Genomic DNA, 14,629 nt, shown 5'->3' with positions numbered 1-14,629 from the left:
ACAAAAATGGACAACAATATGGTATAATACCGAAGTCAGAGTATTACTATTTGGAAGAAATATGCGGTGCTTTATTTCAACAAGCACTTTTCTTGTTTTTTCGATCTTTTCACAACTTTTTTTCAATGCTAACAAGGAGTTTGATACATATGCCTGAAACTGTGGCAACGCGCACGCGCACTTCCGCACAGAAGAAAAAGTCGGCGCGTCGGCGCACCCTGCGCAGACGGCTGATTTTGTTCAGCTTGTTCATGCTGCTGATGATCGGCGGAGCGGCTGGCGCGGTTTATTGGAAAATCGATCGGACACTGGATACCGTGACGAATAACGACTTTTCCCCGCTAACTTCAAATACAGACCCTACCTACCATTCCGACAAGCCGCTGTCGTTTATCATTCTCGGCCGGGATACACGCCCGGAGACAGGGACGATGAATACGGACGTCATGATCGTCGCCGTCGCCAACCCGGAGACGAAAAAGGTGACCATGGTGTCGATCCCGCGGGATACGCGGGTAAAGATTCCGGGGTACCGGGACTACCATAAAATCAACGCCGTCTACGCCAACGGGGAGGCGGAGCGACGTCGGGCGGAGCGGAACAACGAAACGCCGACGGAAGACGGCATCTCGCTGACGAAAAAGACGCTGACGGAACTGCTGGGCATTCCGATCCATCATTACGTCGCAGTTGACTTTGAAGGCTTCAAGGCGGTCATCGACGAGTTGGGCGGCGTCGAGGTCAACGTCGACCGCAAACTGGTGTACGATGACCCGACGGACGGCACCCATATCAACCTGGAGCCCGGTCTGCAGCTTTTGAACGGCGAGCAGGCGCTGGGCTACGTCCGCCATCGGCACGACAACCGCGGCACCAAATACTTTTCCACCGACTTTGACCGCAACCGCCGTCAGCAGGAGGTTATCCGAGCTGTAGTGGACAAGGCCACTTCGCTGGACGGCTTGACGAAAATCTTTAACGTCATGGATATAGGCGCAAAGCACATTCATACCGATCTGTCCAAAGAGCAGATAAAGGGGCTCGCCTACGACTTCAAGGGATTCAATTCCTCTTCGCTGGTTACGTTGGATAACGGGGCGTACTGGAAAGGTGGGTACACCTACCTGCCCAAGGAAAACCTGAACGCCATCCGAACCACCCTGCAGACGGAGATGGGCCTGTCGGGAAGCGTCGTCGCTCAGTTAAACGATTCTCCCGTACTGGAGAGCGGGGAGGAGACGGTGACCGCCAGCAGCAATCCGCGCAAGAAAAGCACATCTGCAACGGTGGAGACGGCTGCACCGGCGACCCGGCCAGCCAAGTCGAAGGCGAAGGAAGAAACGCCATCCAATCCGGCACAGGACGAAACTGAGCTGAAGCCGGAAACAGGCGAAACACCGCCGCCTGATATTATTTCGCCGACGGGACAGGATGGCACGCCGTCGTCCAATCCCGTGCCGTCGACGGGAACCACACCGCCGCCGGACATCGTGCCGCCGGCAGGAAGCCAACAGCAGGTGCCGACAGCAGTCGATCCGTCCGACCAGATCAGCACCTCGTAGCCGTGTCGCGATAAAGAGAGCAGAGAAAACACCCGGTAGACCGGGTGTTTTTTTTTTGCTCGGCGGAGGACGATGTCATGTTCTGCGTACAAAAAAGTTTTTTTGCAAAATAAATGCACAAGGTGGTTTAAAAACACCGAAAGCGTGGTAGAATAATAATATACTGATAAGACAGATCATTCAGACAAATATGCTGACGGGAGGGATTTTGGATGACGATTTTTTTAGTCAACCTGTTTCTGGTGATCGCGTTCGTATACATTATCAGCCGCCAACAAAACGAAGAAATCATTTATGATGAAGATTTTTTCCTCCAGAACCCCTCAGCTTTGGAAGAGTATCATCAAATGCCGCCCGACTTTCAGCAGGCGTTTTTCCGGAAACATAAAGAGTGGATCAAGGAAAAGTACATGCGCGGTGAGAGCTATGTCCTCGCCTTTTGTCCCAATAAAGAAGTCCGGCGTGCTTGGCTGGCGGAGTTCATGAACCAAAAAAACGTTAACAATCCCCCGACCCCTTCTTCGTGAAGGGGTTTCAATTTGCAGACAAAGTCCGAGGTGTCATGTGTGATGGTGCCCGCTCGCTCTCTTGACGACCAGCAAAGAAGTGGATATTGTCCGCTCCAAAACGCGACGCGGGCAGGGGGCAAACATCTGGGTGTTTCGACGATGTGAGACTTGTGCCCCCTGTATACCCCGCGTCTTCGTTTTTTCGCTTGGCAGGTCGTCAAAGGAGCTCGCTTGGCCCATCACTTCATGCCACGTACTTTTCTCCAACTTTGTTTGATCAATGTGCAGGCCTCCGGCCTGGGGCCTGGTTACTATGGGGAAATCTTACGATGTGGACCTTTAATGATAAAAAAGAACAGCTTGTCTTCACTCTGCACCCCTTCTTCGTGAAGGGGTTTTCCACTGCCCGGGCGCACGTGATATACTCAAAAGAAAGAGTGACAGCAAGACTGGAGGAACATGTTTGTGTTGCAGCGCATGATGGAAATATTGGACCAAACACTCTCGGGCCACGGGGTGATCCGCGACGTAATTCTGCGGACGGAGCATTCCCTGCTGGAGGACGAGGAGACGCGGGAGATCACGGTATACGTGACGGCTTCGGCGGAGGAGAGCGAACAGCCGCTTGCGACCGTGCATCTGTTTCCGCTGCCCGACGCTGCTGCCTGCGAAGTGGAGGCACAGATCGACTATCCCGGAGCAGTTGAGGCAGAGGCGGCCGCCCGACTGTGGGAGCGGGCTCGTGAGATTGTGCCGGACGTTTCCTTGACGGAAAAGCGGCGCTGTCTCAAACCAGGCGTTCTCGCCGAGTACGGCGTGACTCTCGATTTTCACTTTGTGGTGGAAGAGCCTGATACAGATGAAACAAACGCGCACTGTCGGCAGGCTCTCGATCAATTCGCCGCCAACCTGGGCAGATTGCTCCTTCTGTAAGCAGGCCGGGGCAGCAGGAAAACCGGCCGTGCCCGCCGAAATGATGGGGAGTAAAAATGAATGAGCATTCATTCGATTCGTCAGGAGGGGGCACGAATGGAAACAAAACGCGTCTGGGAACCGATTCGCGTCGGGGGGATTACCCTGAACAACCGCATCATGATGGGCTCCATGCACGTCGGGCTGGAAAAGCTGGAGGGAGGCGTGCGGCGGTTGGCCGCGTTTTACGCGGCGCGGGCCCGCGGAGGAGTAGGTCTGATCGTCACCGGAGGGGCTGCCGTCCGGCCAGAAGGCGGTATGGGCGAGCAGTACTGCAGCGTTTACAGGGATGAGCACATCGAGCCGCTGAGAGTGATCACGGAGGCTGTGCACCAGGAGGGCGGCAAAATCGCCCTGCAGCTCTTTCACGCCGGGCGTTACGCTTATCAGGAAGCCACCGGTCTGGAGCCGGTCGCGCCGTCCCCGCTGCAGGCGCCGATCAATCGGACGCGGCCGCGTGCACTGACCGGCGAAGAGATCGAGCTGACGCTGCAGGCGTTTGCCGACGGCGCGGTGCGGGCGCAGCGAGCCGGTTTTGACGCAGTGGAAATCATGGGCTCCGAAGGATATTTGATCAATCAATTTCTCTCACCGGTCACCAATGTGCGCGACGATGAGTGGGGCGGCGACTTCGAACGGCGGGCACGCTTCGGCGTGGAAGTGATGAGACGCGTACGCGAGGCGGTCGGTCCCGATTATCCAGTGATCTTTCGCATGTCCGGGCTGGACTTGATCCCCAACAGCACGACGATGGACGAGACGCTGCAGTTTGCCCGCATGCTGCAGGAGGCGGGGGCCGACGCGCTTAACATCGGAATCGGATGGCACGAGTCGCAGGTGCCGACGATCGCAATGATGGTGCCGCGCGGGGCGTATGTGTGGGTGGCCCGGCTGGTGAAAGAAGCGGTGACAATTCCCGTCATTGCCAGCAACCGCATCAACGACGTGCGTCAAGCCGAAGCAATCCTGGAGGACCGCTGCTGCGACATCGTTTCCATGGCCCGCCCCCTGTTGGCCGACCCGGATATCATCCGCAAGAGCCGGGAAGGCCGCTTTGACGAAGTCAACACCTGCATCGCCTGCAACCAGGCCTGCCTCGACCACGTGTTTGAGGGAAAACCGGCCTCCTGTCTGGTCAATCCGGCGGCCGGCCGGGAAGAGGAATGGACGCTGTCTCCCGCCCCGGTGAAAAAACGGGTGGCCGTCGTAGGGGCGGGACCGGCCGGGCTGGAAGCGGCGCGCGTGCTGGCGGAGCGCGGTCACCAGGTGGTGCTGATGGAAAAACGGCAGCAGATCGGCGGCCAGCTCAATTACGCGCGGCAGGTGCCGGGCAAATCGGAATTTAACGAAACGTTGCGCTATTACCGGACGCAGCTCGGTCTGCTTGGCGTGGACATCCGGCTGGGTGTGGAAGCACAGGCAGATGCGCTGCTCGCGGAAGGATTTGACGAGGTGGTGGTGGCTACCGGCATCATCCCAAGGCGGCCGGAGATTCCCGGCATTGATCTGCCGCACGTGGTCAGCTACACCCAAGTGTTTGAAAAGCAGGTGGATGTCGGCAAGCGCGTGGTGATCATCGGCGCGGGAGGGATCGCCTGCGATCTATCCCACCTGCTGGTGCAAAACGACAACATCTCGCCGCAGACCGCCCGCTACCTCCTGGAGTACGGGATTCTCAGCGCTGCGGAGGTGCATCGCCTGCAGCAGAGCGGCAGACAAGTGCGGATGCTCCGCCGCGGTCGGCACGTGGGCACCGGATTGGGCAAAACGACGCGCTGGGCGGTGCTCGCCAATCTCAAGCGGCACGGCGTCGAGATGCTGACGCAGGTAGAATACAAGGAGATTACGCCGGAGGGCGTGCGCATCGTCCACGACGGCGAAGAGCGGCTCCTGCCCGCGGATACGGTGGTGGTTGCGGCAGGGGGCATATCGGACAACCGCTTGTACGAATCGCTGAAAGGTCGGCTGCCGGTGCACCTCATCGGGGGGGCCAAAGAGGCAGGAGAGCTTGACGCCAAGCGGGCGATTTACGAGGGAGCGCTCATCGGCCGATTGATTTGAGCGAAACAGGGAATCGGCACGTTGTCAGGTTATAGGATCTTTTGTCGAAAGACTTTCATTTGGACATGAATTTTTGCAAAATGAAAGTACGCTGTTCAAATTTAGTTGAATGGGGGCCCTTGCCTTGATGAATCACTATGGCATTCTGCTGGGAAAACGGCACTTTCTCTACTCATCCGCTCGGGTGGTGGAAGTAGAGGGCTGGACGTTCACGGTTGCCCCGGGGGTTAAGGTAATTGCCGGCGGAAGCGCCAACCCGCTGCAAACCTTGATCAGCATATACCGCGGAAGCGAAAAGGTTGCGCAGCTTGTGCTCATCCATAAACGCCACGACACCGATTTGGCGATCCAGGCGGTGTCCAGTGACATATTGTTGAAACTGTCCCCGGCCACGCGCACGGTCAGCGTAACCGAAAAATAGCAGGGCACCCTGTACGGGGTGCTCTTTCACACTTCCCGCATCTGCATACAAACTTGAGGAGGCTGGTACCATGCAATTGACAAACCTGCAGGCAGGAGCATTTTCCCTGACGTGGCTGCGGGGAGGGCTGTCGCAGTTGGACGGAGGGGCGATGTTTGGCGTGGTTCCCAAACCGCTCTGGAGCAAGCGCTATCCATACAACGATCTCAACCAGATACCGCTTAGGGCTGATCCGATCCTGGTGGAAGGCGGCGGCAAAATCATCCTGATCGAGTCAGGCTTGGGCAACGACCGGCTGACGGACAAGCAAAAGCGCAACTTTGGCCTGCTGGAGGAGTCGCAGGTGAAAGAGTCGCTGGCCGCCAAGGGATTGACGCCGGAAGATATCGACATCGTGCTGATGACCCACATGCATTACGATCATGCCAACGGGCTTGTTTCCTGGCAGGACGGCCGGCTCGTCTCCACGTTTCCGCGGGCGGTCATTTATGTCCAGGAACAGGAATGGGCGGAGATGCGCGAGCCCAACATCCGTTCCCGCAACACCTATTGGGAGGACAACTGGAAGCCCATTTATGAACAGGTGCAGACGTACGGCGACACGCTGGAGGTGCTGCCCGGCATTTCGCTGCACCACACCGGCGGGCACAGCCAGGGGCATGCGATCGTCCGCATCGAAAGCGACGGTCAACTCGTATTGCATCTGGCCGACCTTTTGCCGACACACGCGCACCAGAATCCCCTGTGGGTGATGGCCTACGACGACTACCCGATGACCTCCATTTTCGCCAAGCAAACATGGATTCAGGAGGGCATCCGCCAAGGCGCCTGGTTTACGTTTTACCACGACATCAAGTATCGGGCGGTGAAATGGGACGAGCAGGGAGTCATTACGGACAGCATAGAAGTGGAATAAAAGCAGCAGTGGTTACTCGCCTCCTTTCGGTACAGCGCAAGCATGTCCCCGAGCAGGGGGCTTTTTTTATGCGGGGGACAGCTTCAACGCCCGTGCGGCCTTCCGTCATCGTCTGTGGTCTTATCGATTTTTCGATTGTTGTTCTAAAAAAATTTTCATAATCAAAAAAGTTCGGACAGTGATTGACGAAACCAAGACTGCTCCCTACAATTTAGGAAAAACTTGTGATGACTGTTCTGTTTCCATTGTCGGGCAGAGCAGTTGGAGGAGAGAGAAACACATGGATAGGGTCAAGGGGTTGTTGCGCGAATTTCACCCCATCGTCTGGTCGCTTGTGGTCGGCACGGTGTTTGTCCGCGCAGCCAGTTCGATGAGCATGCCGTTCCTGTTTTTGTACTTGTCCAATCACACCGACATGGATTATGGAACCATCGGACTGACGATCGGCGCGGGGGCACTGGCCGGGACGGTGGGCGGCTTCATCGGTGGGACGCTTTCAGATATATTTGGCCGACGCCGCGTCATGCTCGCGGCATTGTACGTCTGGACCCTGGTGTTTGTAGGGTTCGCATTCGGCAAAAGTCCGCTGTTTTTCCTGCTGTTAAACGTCGTCGGCGGGCTCTGCCGCTCCTTTTACGAGCCGGTGTCGCAGGCGCTCATGGCCGACGTGACGCCGCACGAGAAGCGGTACCGTGTCTTCGGCCTGCGCTACACCGCGATCAACGTGGGCGTGGCCGTGGGGCCGATCGTCGGGGCGATGCTGGCGTTGACTTCGGCGGCGCTGCCGTTTCTGATGACTGCCCTCATCTACCTGCTGTACGTCATCAGCTTGCAGGTGATGTTAAACGTCTTTGGCATCAAGCAGATCGAGGGACAGAAAAAAGAGCCGGTCAGCTTTCAGCGTGCACTTGAAGTGGTGGTGCGCGACAAAGCGTTCCGACTCTATATGGTGGCGGGGATGCTGGGGGCGATCGGCTACTCGCAAATGTCAACAACGCTGGCCAAGTATACGGAGATGGCCGTTCCCGACGGGGCGAAGCTGTTTGCCATCCTGATGAGTATCAACGCCATCGTCGTGGTGTTGATGCAGATGCCCTTGACCCGCTGGGCGGAAAACAAGACGCCCCTGACCAGCATCGTGGTGGGGAACGTCATGTACGCACTCGGGGACCTTGGCTACGCCTTCGCCCACTCATGGACGATGTTTATTGTGGCGATGGTCGTTTTTACCATCGGCGAGATTCTCACGTTCACCGCGTCCGATGTCCTGATCGACCGGATGGCGCCGGACAACATGCGCGGCACGTATTACGGAGCGAAAAGCTTCGGCAACCTCGGCCAGTTTATCGGCCCGTGGATGGGCGGCATTCTGCTGGCGTCGTACGGCGGTCCCGTGCTGTTCGGAGTGGTCGCTTTCCTCTCCATGACGAGCAGCCTGTTTCATTGGGCTGGACAGCGCGCCTACCAGAAACGCACCGGGACGTCAATCAACATCGCCCGGAACACGTCACTGTAGTGCCTGCATGATCCGCTCGGCGATCCGGGCGTAACCGGCCTCGTTGGGATGAAAGTGGTCCGTGTAGAGGTAGGTATTTTCCTTGTGGACGAACAGATCGTAGGTGGGAACGACAATGACGCGCGGATAGCGGGCCGCGATGGCGGCAGCATCGCTGTTCCAGTCCAGCACCGGCTTGACGGTGTCGGCGGCCGCGTCGGTGTCCCCGAACGGATTGTACAGGGCGGTGTAGACAATCGGCGCGCTGTCGTTCAGCTCCCGGATACGCCGGAGAATCTGCTCGTAGTTGGCCGCAAGTCCTTTGATGGCAGCGGCCAATTTGTCGTTGTCGACGCGGTATACGCCGCCGGACTGCTTGAACAAATCATTTCCGCCGATGGTAAACAGGATGAGATCGGCCTGCTTCAGCAGCGACTGGACCTGGGGTTGGGACAACTGATCGACGAGGCCGGTCGATTCCTGGCCGTTGATGGCCAGATTGGTCAGCGTGATCGGGTGGCCCGCCTGTTTTTCCAGTGCTTGGCGGACGTGTCCCACGTAACCGAGCCCGTTGGCGTCGCCGGCTCCGCGCGTCAGCGAATCTCCCAGCGCCACCACATGACGAATGCCTTCCCCTGGCGCCAGCGGGGCCGGCTTGGCATGCCCGGCCGGTTCTGCGACCCGGCCGGATGAGAGCTGGCGGGGGTCCAGCGCAAACACGAAGCCTGCGGCAAACAGCAAAAAGGAGAGCACGGAGAGCAGGCCGACTGTACGCCACATGAATTGACCGGATGTGCGCATCGGGTACCTCCCATTCGTTGGTGGATGGTCAAGCATGGTATAATGTGACATGTACTGTCAGTGTATCACAATCACCGTTTTCGCGTCAGCGAACGGTATCTGGATAGGGAGGGCGAGCAGTGGGCGAGACAGTCCTTTCCGTAAAAGGATTGCGCAAGACGATCGGCGGCAAGCCGATCATTCACGATATGACGTTTGACGTTTACGCCGGAGAGGTCTTTGGCTTTCTCGGGCCTAACGGCGCGGGCAAGACGACGACGATCCGCATGCTGGTCGGGCTGGCCTCAGCCGACGGAGGAGAGATTGAGATCGGCGGCATCTCCCTTCGCCGTTCGTTTCCAGAGGCGATCGCCCAGGTGGGCTGCATCGTGGAAAACCCGGAGCTGTACAAATTCATGACGGGCCGGGAAAACCTGGAGCATTTTGCCCGCATGAGCGGCGGCATTCCCCCCGAGCGGATCGAGGAAATCGTCCGCTTTGTCGATCTGGAACGGGCCATCGACGACAAGGTGAAAACCTATTCGCTCGGCATGCGGCAGCGGCTGGGCATCGCGCAGGCCCTCCTGCACCGGCCCAAGCTGCTCATTCTCGACGAGCCGACCAACGGCCTGGACCCGGCGGGCATCCGCGAACTGCGTCAGTTTATCCGCAGGCTGGCGGAAGAAGAGGGGCTGGCCGTGTTCGTCTCCAGTCACCTGCTCAGCGAGATTGAGATGATGTGCGACCGCGTCGCCATCATCAACAAGGGACGGGTCATCTCCGTCGGACCGGTGCAGGAGCTGATGGAACAGTTTGCCGACCGGGTGGCGTGGACCTTTCCGCCGGAGGCCGAGCGCAGGGGACGGGACGTGCTGAGCCGCCTGTCCTTTGTGGAACGGGTGTGGCCGGACGGCGAGGGACGGCTGTACTGCCGCATGGATACGGAGCGAATCAGCGAGGCAAACGCCGCATTGGTGCGGGCCGGCGTCCCCGTCCTCGGCATCGTCGCCAAGACGGTGACCCTGGAAGATTTGTTCCTGACGCTGACAGGGGGAGGTGGAGAAGATGGGGCCGAGCATGCTCGCACTGGTACAAAATGAGACGATCAAGCTGCTGCGCCGCCGCCGCTTTCTCGTCGTGCTGCTGATCCTGGCCGTCCTCATCCCGATCTTTACCTACGCGCAGTACCGCTCCGTGGTGACGGTCCAGGAGCGGATGGGCACGACTGACTGGCGGACGATATTGCAGCAGCAGATCGTGGACACGCAAAACCGGCTCGCCTCCAGCAGACTGCCGGAGGAGTGGCGGGAGTTCTTAAAAATTCGCGTCCAGCAGCAGCAGTACTATCTGGATCATGACGTCAACCCGATGGCACCGGGGGCGCCCACGTTTGCGCGGGGCTTCATGGATCAGGCCGTGTCGCTGTTTCTGCCGATGATCATCGTCGTGCTGGCGGTCGATCTGGTCTCCGCCGAATACAGCGAGGGGACGATCAAGCTGCTGCTGACTCGGCCCGTGCGGCGCTGGAAGGTGCTGACCAGCAAGTACATCACCCTGCTGTTGTTTACCTCGCTCACGGTACTGATGACCTTGTGTATGGCCTACCTGATATCCGGTGTGGTGTTTGGCTATGCGGGCTGGGATCTGCCGGTGCTGACCGGCTTTGACGTGACCGGCGGCGAACTGGTCACATCCGCGGTGTTCATGCTGCCGCAGTGGAAATACCTGCTCATGCAGTACGGACTTGGGTGGTTTGTGTGCATCGTGGTCGGGACGATTACGTTCATGGTCTCCGTACTGGTGCGCAGCGCGGCTGCCGGAATGGGCATCATGATGGCGGCCCTGATCAGCGGAACGATTTTAACCCAGATGGCGTCGACCTGGGAGTCGGCCAAATACCTTTTCGTCGTCAATTTGCAGTTGACGGACTACCTGGCCGGCACGCTGCCGCCGATCAAGGGCATGACGCTGCCTTTTTCGCTCGCCGTGTTGAGCGTCTGGGCAGCGGCGGCGCTGATTGTCGCCTACGCCGTGTTTATTCGCAGGGATGTCACGTCTTGACCTTCTCTTGACCGGTGTGGACGGAAACCAAAAGGGACACTGCTTTTTCGAGGAAGCAGTGTCCCTTTTTTGGTGCTGGGCAGTTTTGATCGGAAGCGGGATTATTTCCACGTCAGCTGCTTGGACATTTCGACCAGTTGGTCCAGTCGGATGCCCCGGGCGGTCATTACGACGTAGAGCGATTGGTTTTCCGTCTGCGCGTTGAAGTGGACGGCGTGCTCGGCAGCCGCTTCGCCTGACGAATCCGGCAGGTCGAATGAGACGGCGATGGCCTGTTCGCCGTTGACCGTGTACAGCTGTGTGGCCGTAAAGGTGCCGGGGATGGACAAGCTGCGCTTCCCTTTTGCGTTGGGCACCACGTCCACCTTGATCCACTCCTTGCTGCGTTGGTAATGGCAGGAGAGGCGAACCACCTTATGGCTGGTCGGTGATTCGTACTGGACGGTGACTGCCTGCAGGGTCATGCCGTCAGGCGGCTGGTTCAGCACGGGTACAGGCACGTCGGATGAACGGATGGCCGTCTCCAGATCAGTGAACGCGGAGAGCGTAATTTCCTGTTTGGCCTGATCGGTTGCGGGCGGACCGGCTACGGGCGGTACGCTTTCGATTGACGGGTCAGGTGCGGCATCATTGCTGAACATGTTGACGCCCCATTCGTTCTCCGTCTTTTGAATGGCGGATTGACCGTCTGTCGGTTTAATTGCATCCGTCTGTTTCGACGGCGTGTCCTCATGTTTGACATGGTCGTTGGCGGATTTTCCGTTGGCGTTGCGAGCGGCGATGATCGTTCGTTTATGCAGGGGTTGCCCCGATTCGTTGACTGTATCGAACGCCTGTGTCCGCGACGTCTGAGGGGGTTGGGCCTTCTCCGCGGTCTTTGCTCCCGACCCGGCGTGCGGTTCCTGCGCCTGACTTGCAGCAGATTTGGGCTGATTGGTTCCGCTGTCGTTCATCGCCAGTGCGGCCGGCTGCACCGTGGTCCCGTCCGGTGACGTCTGCCCGTCTGGTTGTTTTGCGGCAATGTCTGGATAGCCATACCCGGCGGCCGGGCTTGCTACGGGCGTGTCAGGCGAAAGCAGGATGGACGGAGCGTCGGCAATTTGTCTGTCTTTCTGTTCCATATCGGCTTTGCTCTCGTGGTGCATGGCGTTTTCCGTGGCGCCATCTTGCCCTGCCAGTTGGAACTGCTGGTAGCCGGCCACCCCGACCGCGAGCAGGATGGCGGCTGCGCCCACCCACGACAGTGAAGGGAGGTAAGACGTCCAGCGGCGGAATTTCGCCTGTTTGGGTGACGGCGTGACGGATGCCGACGCGGCGTGAGGAGGAGCGCTTTGGCCGGCGGTTTGATAGATCGCATGCATGATTTTCTCTTCCAAATCGGCCATCGGTTGAGGAACTTCTTTCAAGAATTGCACCTCCTCGCCGCTAGTCAATTGGGCTTCCATCCAGGCGATACACTCATCGCACGTCTCGATATGGGAAAGCGTTTCGATGTCCGGCTCGTATGCCCATGCTTTTCTAAATTCCTGGCAGTTCATGCACGAGCCCCCCTTCCTTGCGAGTAAGCAGTTTGGCCAGTTCTTGGCGAGCGCGCAGATAGCGGACACGGGCCGTTGACTCGGCGATGCCGAGCAGCGACGCAATTTTTTCAAACGGATATTCGTGCGTGCAGCGCAGCACGATTACTTCCCGATACGATTCGGACAACATCGAAAATGCTTTCTCAATCTCCCGGCGGCGCTCCTTGTTCAAGAGGGAGTCCTGCGGTGATTCGTCGCTCGCCTGGGAGGGGACGTACGCCAGTTGTTCGTCGGATTCGTGAAACTTGCGCCGGCGCAGGAAGTCGATGGTCTTGTTTCGCGCCAGCGTATACAGCCAGGAGGAAAACTGGCTGTCCCCACGAAAGCTGGAGAGTTTTTCATACGCTTTGACGAAGACTTCCTGGGTCAAATCTTCCGCATCGGAGCGGTTGTTTACCATTTTGTAGATAAACACGTAAATCATGTGCTGATACCGCTGAATCAGCTCGCGGTACGCTTCGATGTCGCCTTGCAGAATCCGCTGAATGATTTCGGCGTCGGATTGCATTGAATCTCCGGCCTCCCTTCCTCTATGAGACGCTGGTATCGATCCGAATGTTTCAATCCAGCGCATCCATTTCTATCACGTCGTAGTGGTATCCCTGTTCCACCAGAAACAATTGCCGGTGAAGCGCAAATTCCTGTTCGCGTGTGTCCCGAGTGACCAGCGTGTAAAAATAGGCGGCGTTGTCGCGCTCTTTGGGACGCAGAATGCGGCCGAGCCGCTGCGCTTCTTCCTGGCGCGAGCCGAATGTGCCGGATATCTGGATGGCAACATTGGCATCCGGCAGGTCGACGGCAAAGTTGGCCACCTTGGAGACGGCGAGCCGGGTAATCTCGCCGCGCTTGAACTGGCGGTACAGCGCCTCCCGTTCCTTTTCCGGCACCTTGCCCGTAATCAGCGGGAGGTTCAGCGCTTCGGCAAGCTGCTGGAGCTGTCCCACGTACTGGCCGATGATCAGGACGCGGTCGTCGGCGTGACGCTCCAGCAGATGGCGCACGACCTGGAGCTTGCGCGGATTCTCCGCCGCGATCCGGAATTTTTGCCGCGCGTTGGCCCGGGCGTAAGCCTCCCGTCCGTTCGCTTCAAACGGCAGCCGAATTTCCTGGCAGCGCGCTTCCGCAATCCAGCCTTGTTCCTCCAGGGCTTTCCACGGCATTTCGTACTTTTTCGGCCCGATCAGGGTAAACACGTCTTCTTCCCGGCCGTCCTCCCGCACCAGTGTGGCCGTCAGTCCGAGCCGGCGCGTCGCCTGAATCCCGGAGGTGACGCGGAAGACGGGAGCGGGCAGCAGGTGCACTTCGTCGTAGATCACCAAGCCCCATTCCCGTTCTGAGAACAGGCGCATGTGGGGATACGAATCGTCCGCTTTTGAACGGTATGTCAGGATCTGATAGGTGGCTACGGTAATCGGTTTGACCTCTTTCCGTTCGCCTGTGTATTCACCGATCTGTGAGGGATCGAGGTCAGTCTTGTCGATCAGCTCGGCGATCCACTGCCGGACCGATGTGGTGTTGGTCGTCAGGATCAATGTGGCCGTCTGGAGCTGGCAGATCGCTCCCAGGCCGATGATCGTCTTGCCCGCGCCGCACGGCAGCACCAGCACGCCGCTGCCGCCAGTGGCAGCACCGGCGGCGTGGAAGGCATCCACCGCCTCCTGCTGGTACGGCCGCAGCGCAAACGGCCGGCCGCTGGCGGTCACTTCCCGCAGCGCGACGTGACAGGCTTCTCCGGATGTATAGCCGGCCACGTCCTGGACGGGGTAGCCGAGCCGGATCAGCTCCTGTTTGATCAGCCCGCGGGCGTATGGTTTGACGCGCCAGACGGCCGGATTCACCTGTCCTTCCAGCAGGCTGCTCACCGCCTTGTACCCGGTCAGCTCAGCCAGCAGGGGCACATCGTCGCCGGTCAACAGCAGGTGATCGCCGTCTTTTTCCAAGCGAATCAGGCCGTACCGTCCCATCGTTTCGGCGATTTCCCGGACGATGGACGGCGGAACTCCGTATTTACTATACGTGCTCAAGACGCCGGTTACCTGCTCCGCCGTCAGGCCCCCTGCTGCTGCGTTCCACAGGGAGAGCGGGGTAATCCGGTATGTGTGTATGTACTCCGGGCTTTTGATCAGTTCGGCAAAGCCGGACAGCGCCTGCCGGACTTCCGCAAACAGCGGATGCTGCGCTTCCAGCAGGATGGTGCGATCGCTTTGCACGATCAGCGGCAACTCGGGACGGTACGACACATTCTTCACCTCTGCGGCTTTGTGGTCTCCAT

13 protein-coding genes are annotated in these 14,629 nt (G+C 58.6%); 9 read left to right on the top strand and 4 right to left on the bottom strand.

What is annotated here, in order from left to right; all coding sequences use genetic code 11:
- The first annotated feature begins 149 nt into the window (after positions 1 to 149).
- The 7 genes from KDN35_RS11395 (at position 150) to KDN35_RS11365 (ending at position 7,957) form a co-directional block, all read left to right on the top strand.
- The gene (locus KDN35_RS11395) at positions 150 to 1,562 is read left to right on the top strand and encodes an LCP family protein (RefSeq protein WP_171567077.1); all 1,413 of its coding nucleotides are present in this window, start codon (positions 150 to 152) and stop codon (positions 1,560 to 1,562) included.
- A gap of 212 nt (positions 1,563 to 1,774) precedes the next feature.
- Positions 1,775 to 2,089 (top strand): hypothetical protein, encoded by a 315-nt coding sequence (locus KDN35_RS11390; RefSeq protein WP_171567076.1) that lies wholly within the window; start codon positions 1,775 to 1,777, stop codon positions 2,087 to 2,089.
- Positions 2,090 to 2,530: 441 nt separating this feature from the next.
- Positions 2,531 to 3,004 (top strand): hypothetical protein, encoded by a 474-nt coding sequence (locus tag KDN35_RS11385; protein ID WP_212132752.1) that lies wholly within the window; start codon positions 2,531 to 2,533, stop codon positions 3,002 to 3,004.
- A gap of 96 nt (positions 3,005 to 3,100) precedes the next feature.
- Positions 3,101 to 5,104, top strand: a complete 2,004-nt coding sequence (locus tag KDN35_RS11380) for an oxidoreductase (protein ID WP_212132751.1) — start codon at positions 3,101 to 3,103, stop codon at positions 5,102 to 5,104.
- 127 nt (positions 5,105 to 5,231) lie between these two features.
- A complete protein-coding gene (locus KDN35_RS11375; RefSeq protein WP_171567128.1) occupies positions 5,232 to 5,525 on the top strand; it encodes a hypothetical protein in 294 nt (97 codons plus the stop codon).
- Positions 5,526 to 5,595: 70 nt separating this feature from the next.
- A complete protein-coding gene (locus KDN35_RS11370) occupies positions 5,596 to 6,441 on the top strand; it encodes a YtnP family quorum-quenching lactonase (RefSeq protein ID WP_171567070.1) in 846 nt (281 codons plus the stop codon).
- 280 nt (positions 6,442 to 6,721) lie between these two features.
- The gene (locus KDN35_RS11365; RefSeq protein ID WP_171567068.1) at positions 6,722 to 7,957 is read left to right on the top strand and encodes an MDR family MFS transporter; all 1,236 of its coding nucleotides are present in this window, start codon (positions 6,722 to 6,724) and stop codon (positions 7,955 to 7,957) included.
- Here KDN35_RS11365 and KDN35_RS11360 read toward each other — a convergent pair.
- Complete coding sequence (locus KDN35_RS11360; RefSeq protein WP_171567066.1) at positions 7,949 to 8,737, bottom strand: GDSL-type esterase/lipase family protein; 789 nt, start codon at positions 8,735 to 8,737, stop codon at positions 7,949 to 7,951. The two genes, KDN35_RS11365 and KDN35_RS11360, sit on opposite strands and share 9 nt — an antisense overlap.
- Before the next feature lie 119 nt (positions 8,738 to 8,856).
- On the opposite strand from KDN35_RS11360, the gene KDN35_RS11355 reads away from it, so the two are divergent.
- The gene (locus KDN35_RS11355; RefSeq protein WP_304415219.1) at positions 8,857 to 9,816 is read left to right on the top strand and encodes an ABC transporter ATP-binding protein; all 960 of its coding nucleotides are present in this window, start codon (positions 8,857 to 8,859) and stop codon (positions 9,814 to 9,816) included.
- Complete coding sequence (locus tag KDN35_RS11350) at positions 9,782 to 10,777, top strand: ABC transporter permease (RefSeq protein ID WP_171567064.1); 996 nt, start codon at positions 9,782 to 9,784, stop codon at positions 10,775 to 10,777. Before KDN35_RS11355 ends, KDN35_RS11350 begins: the two co-directional genes overlap by 35 nt.
- Before the next feature lie 101 nt (positions 10,778 to 10,878).
- Here KDN35_RS11350 and KDN35_RS11345 read toward each other — a convergent pair whose 3' ends face one another.
- Genes KDN35_RS11345 through KDN35_RS11335 form a run of 3 tightly spaced genes read right to left on the bottom strand, consistent with a single transcriptional unit; the run spans position 10,879 to position 14,597 of the window.
- Positions 10,879 to 12,315, bottom strand: a complete 1,437-nt coding sequence (locus tag KDN35_RS11345; protein WP_212132750.1) for a hypothetical protein — start codon at positions 12,313 to 12,315, stop codon at positions 10,879 to 10,881.
- Positions 12,296 to 12,865, bottom strand: a complete 570-nt coding sequence (locus KDN35_RS11340; RefSeq protein ID WP_171567061.1) for an RNA polymerase sigma factor — start codon at positions 12,863 to 12,865, stop codon at positions 12,296 to 12,298. Before KDN35_RS11340 ends, KDN35_RS11345 begins: the two co-directional genes overlap by 20 nt.
- A 52-nt stretch (positions 12,866 to 12,917) precedes the next feature.
- On the bottom strand, positions 12,918 to 14,597 hold the full coding sequence (locus KDN35_RS11335) for a DNA repair helicase XPB (RefSeq protein ID WP_212132763.1): 1,680 nt from the start codon (positions 14,595 to 14,597) through the stop codon (positions 12,918 to 12,920).
- Between the last annotated feature and the right edge of the window lie 32 nt (positions 14,598 to 14,629).

This window comes from Brevibacillus sp. NL20B1, from assembly GCF_018195675.1.
In the GTDB taxonomy this organism is placed as follows: domain Bacteria; phylum Bacillota; class Bacilli; order Brevibacillales; family Brevibacillaceae; genus Brevibacillus; species Brevibacillus aydinogluensis.
This window is presented reverse-complemented; position numbering and strand designations above follow the sequence as displayed.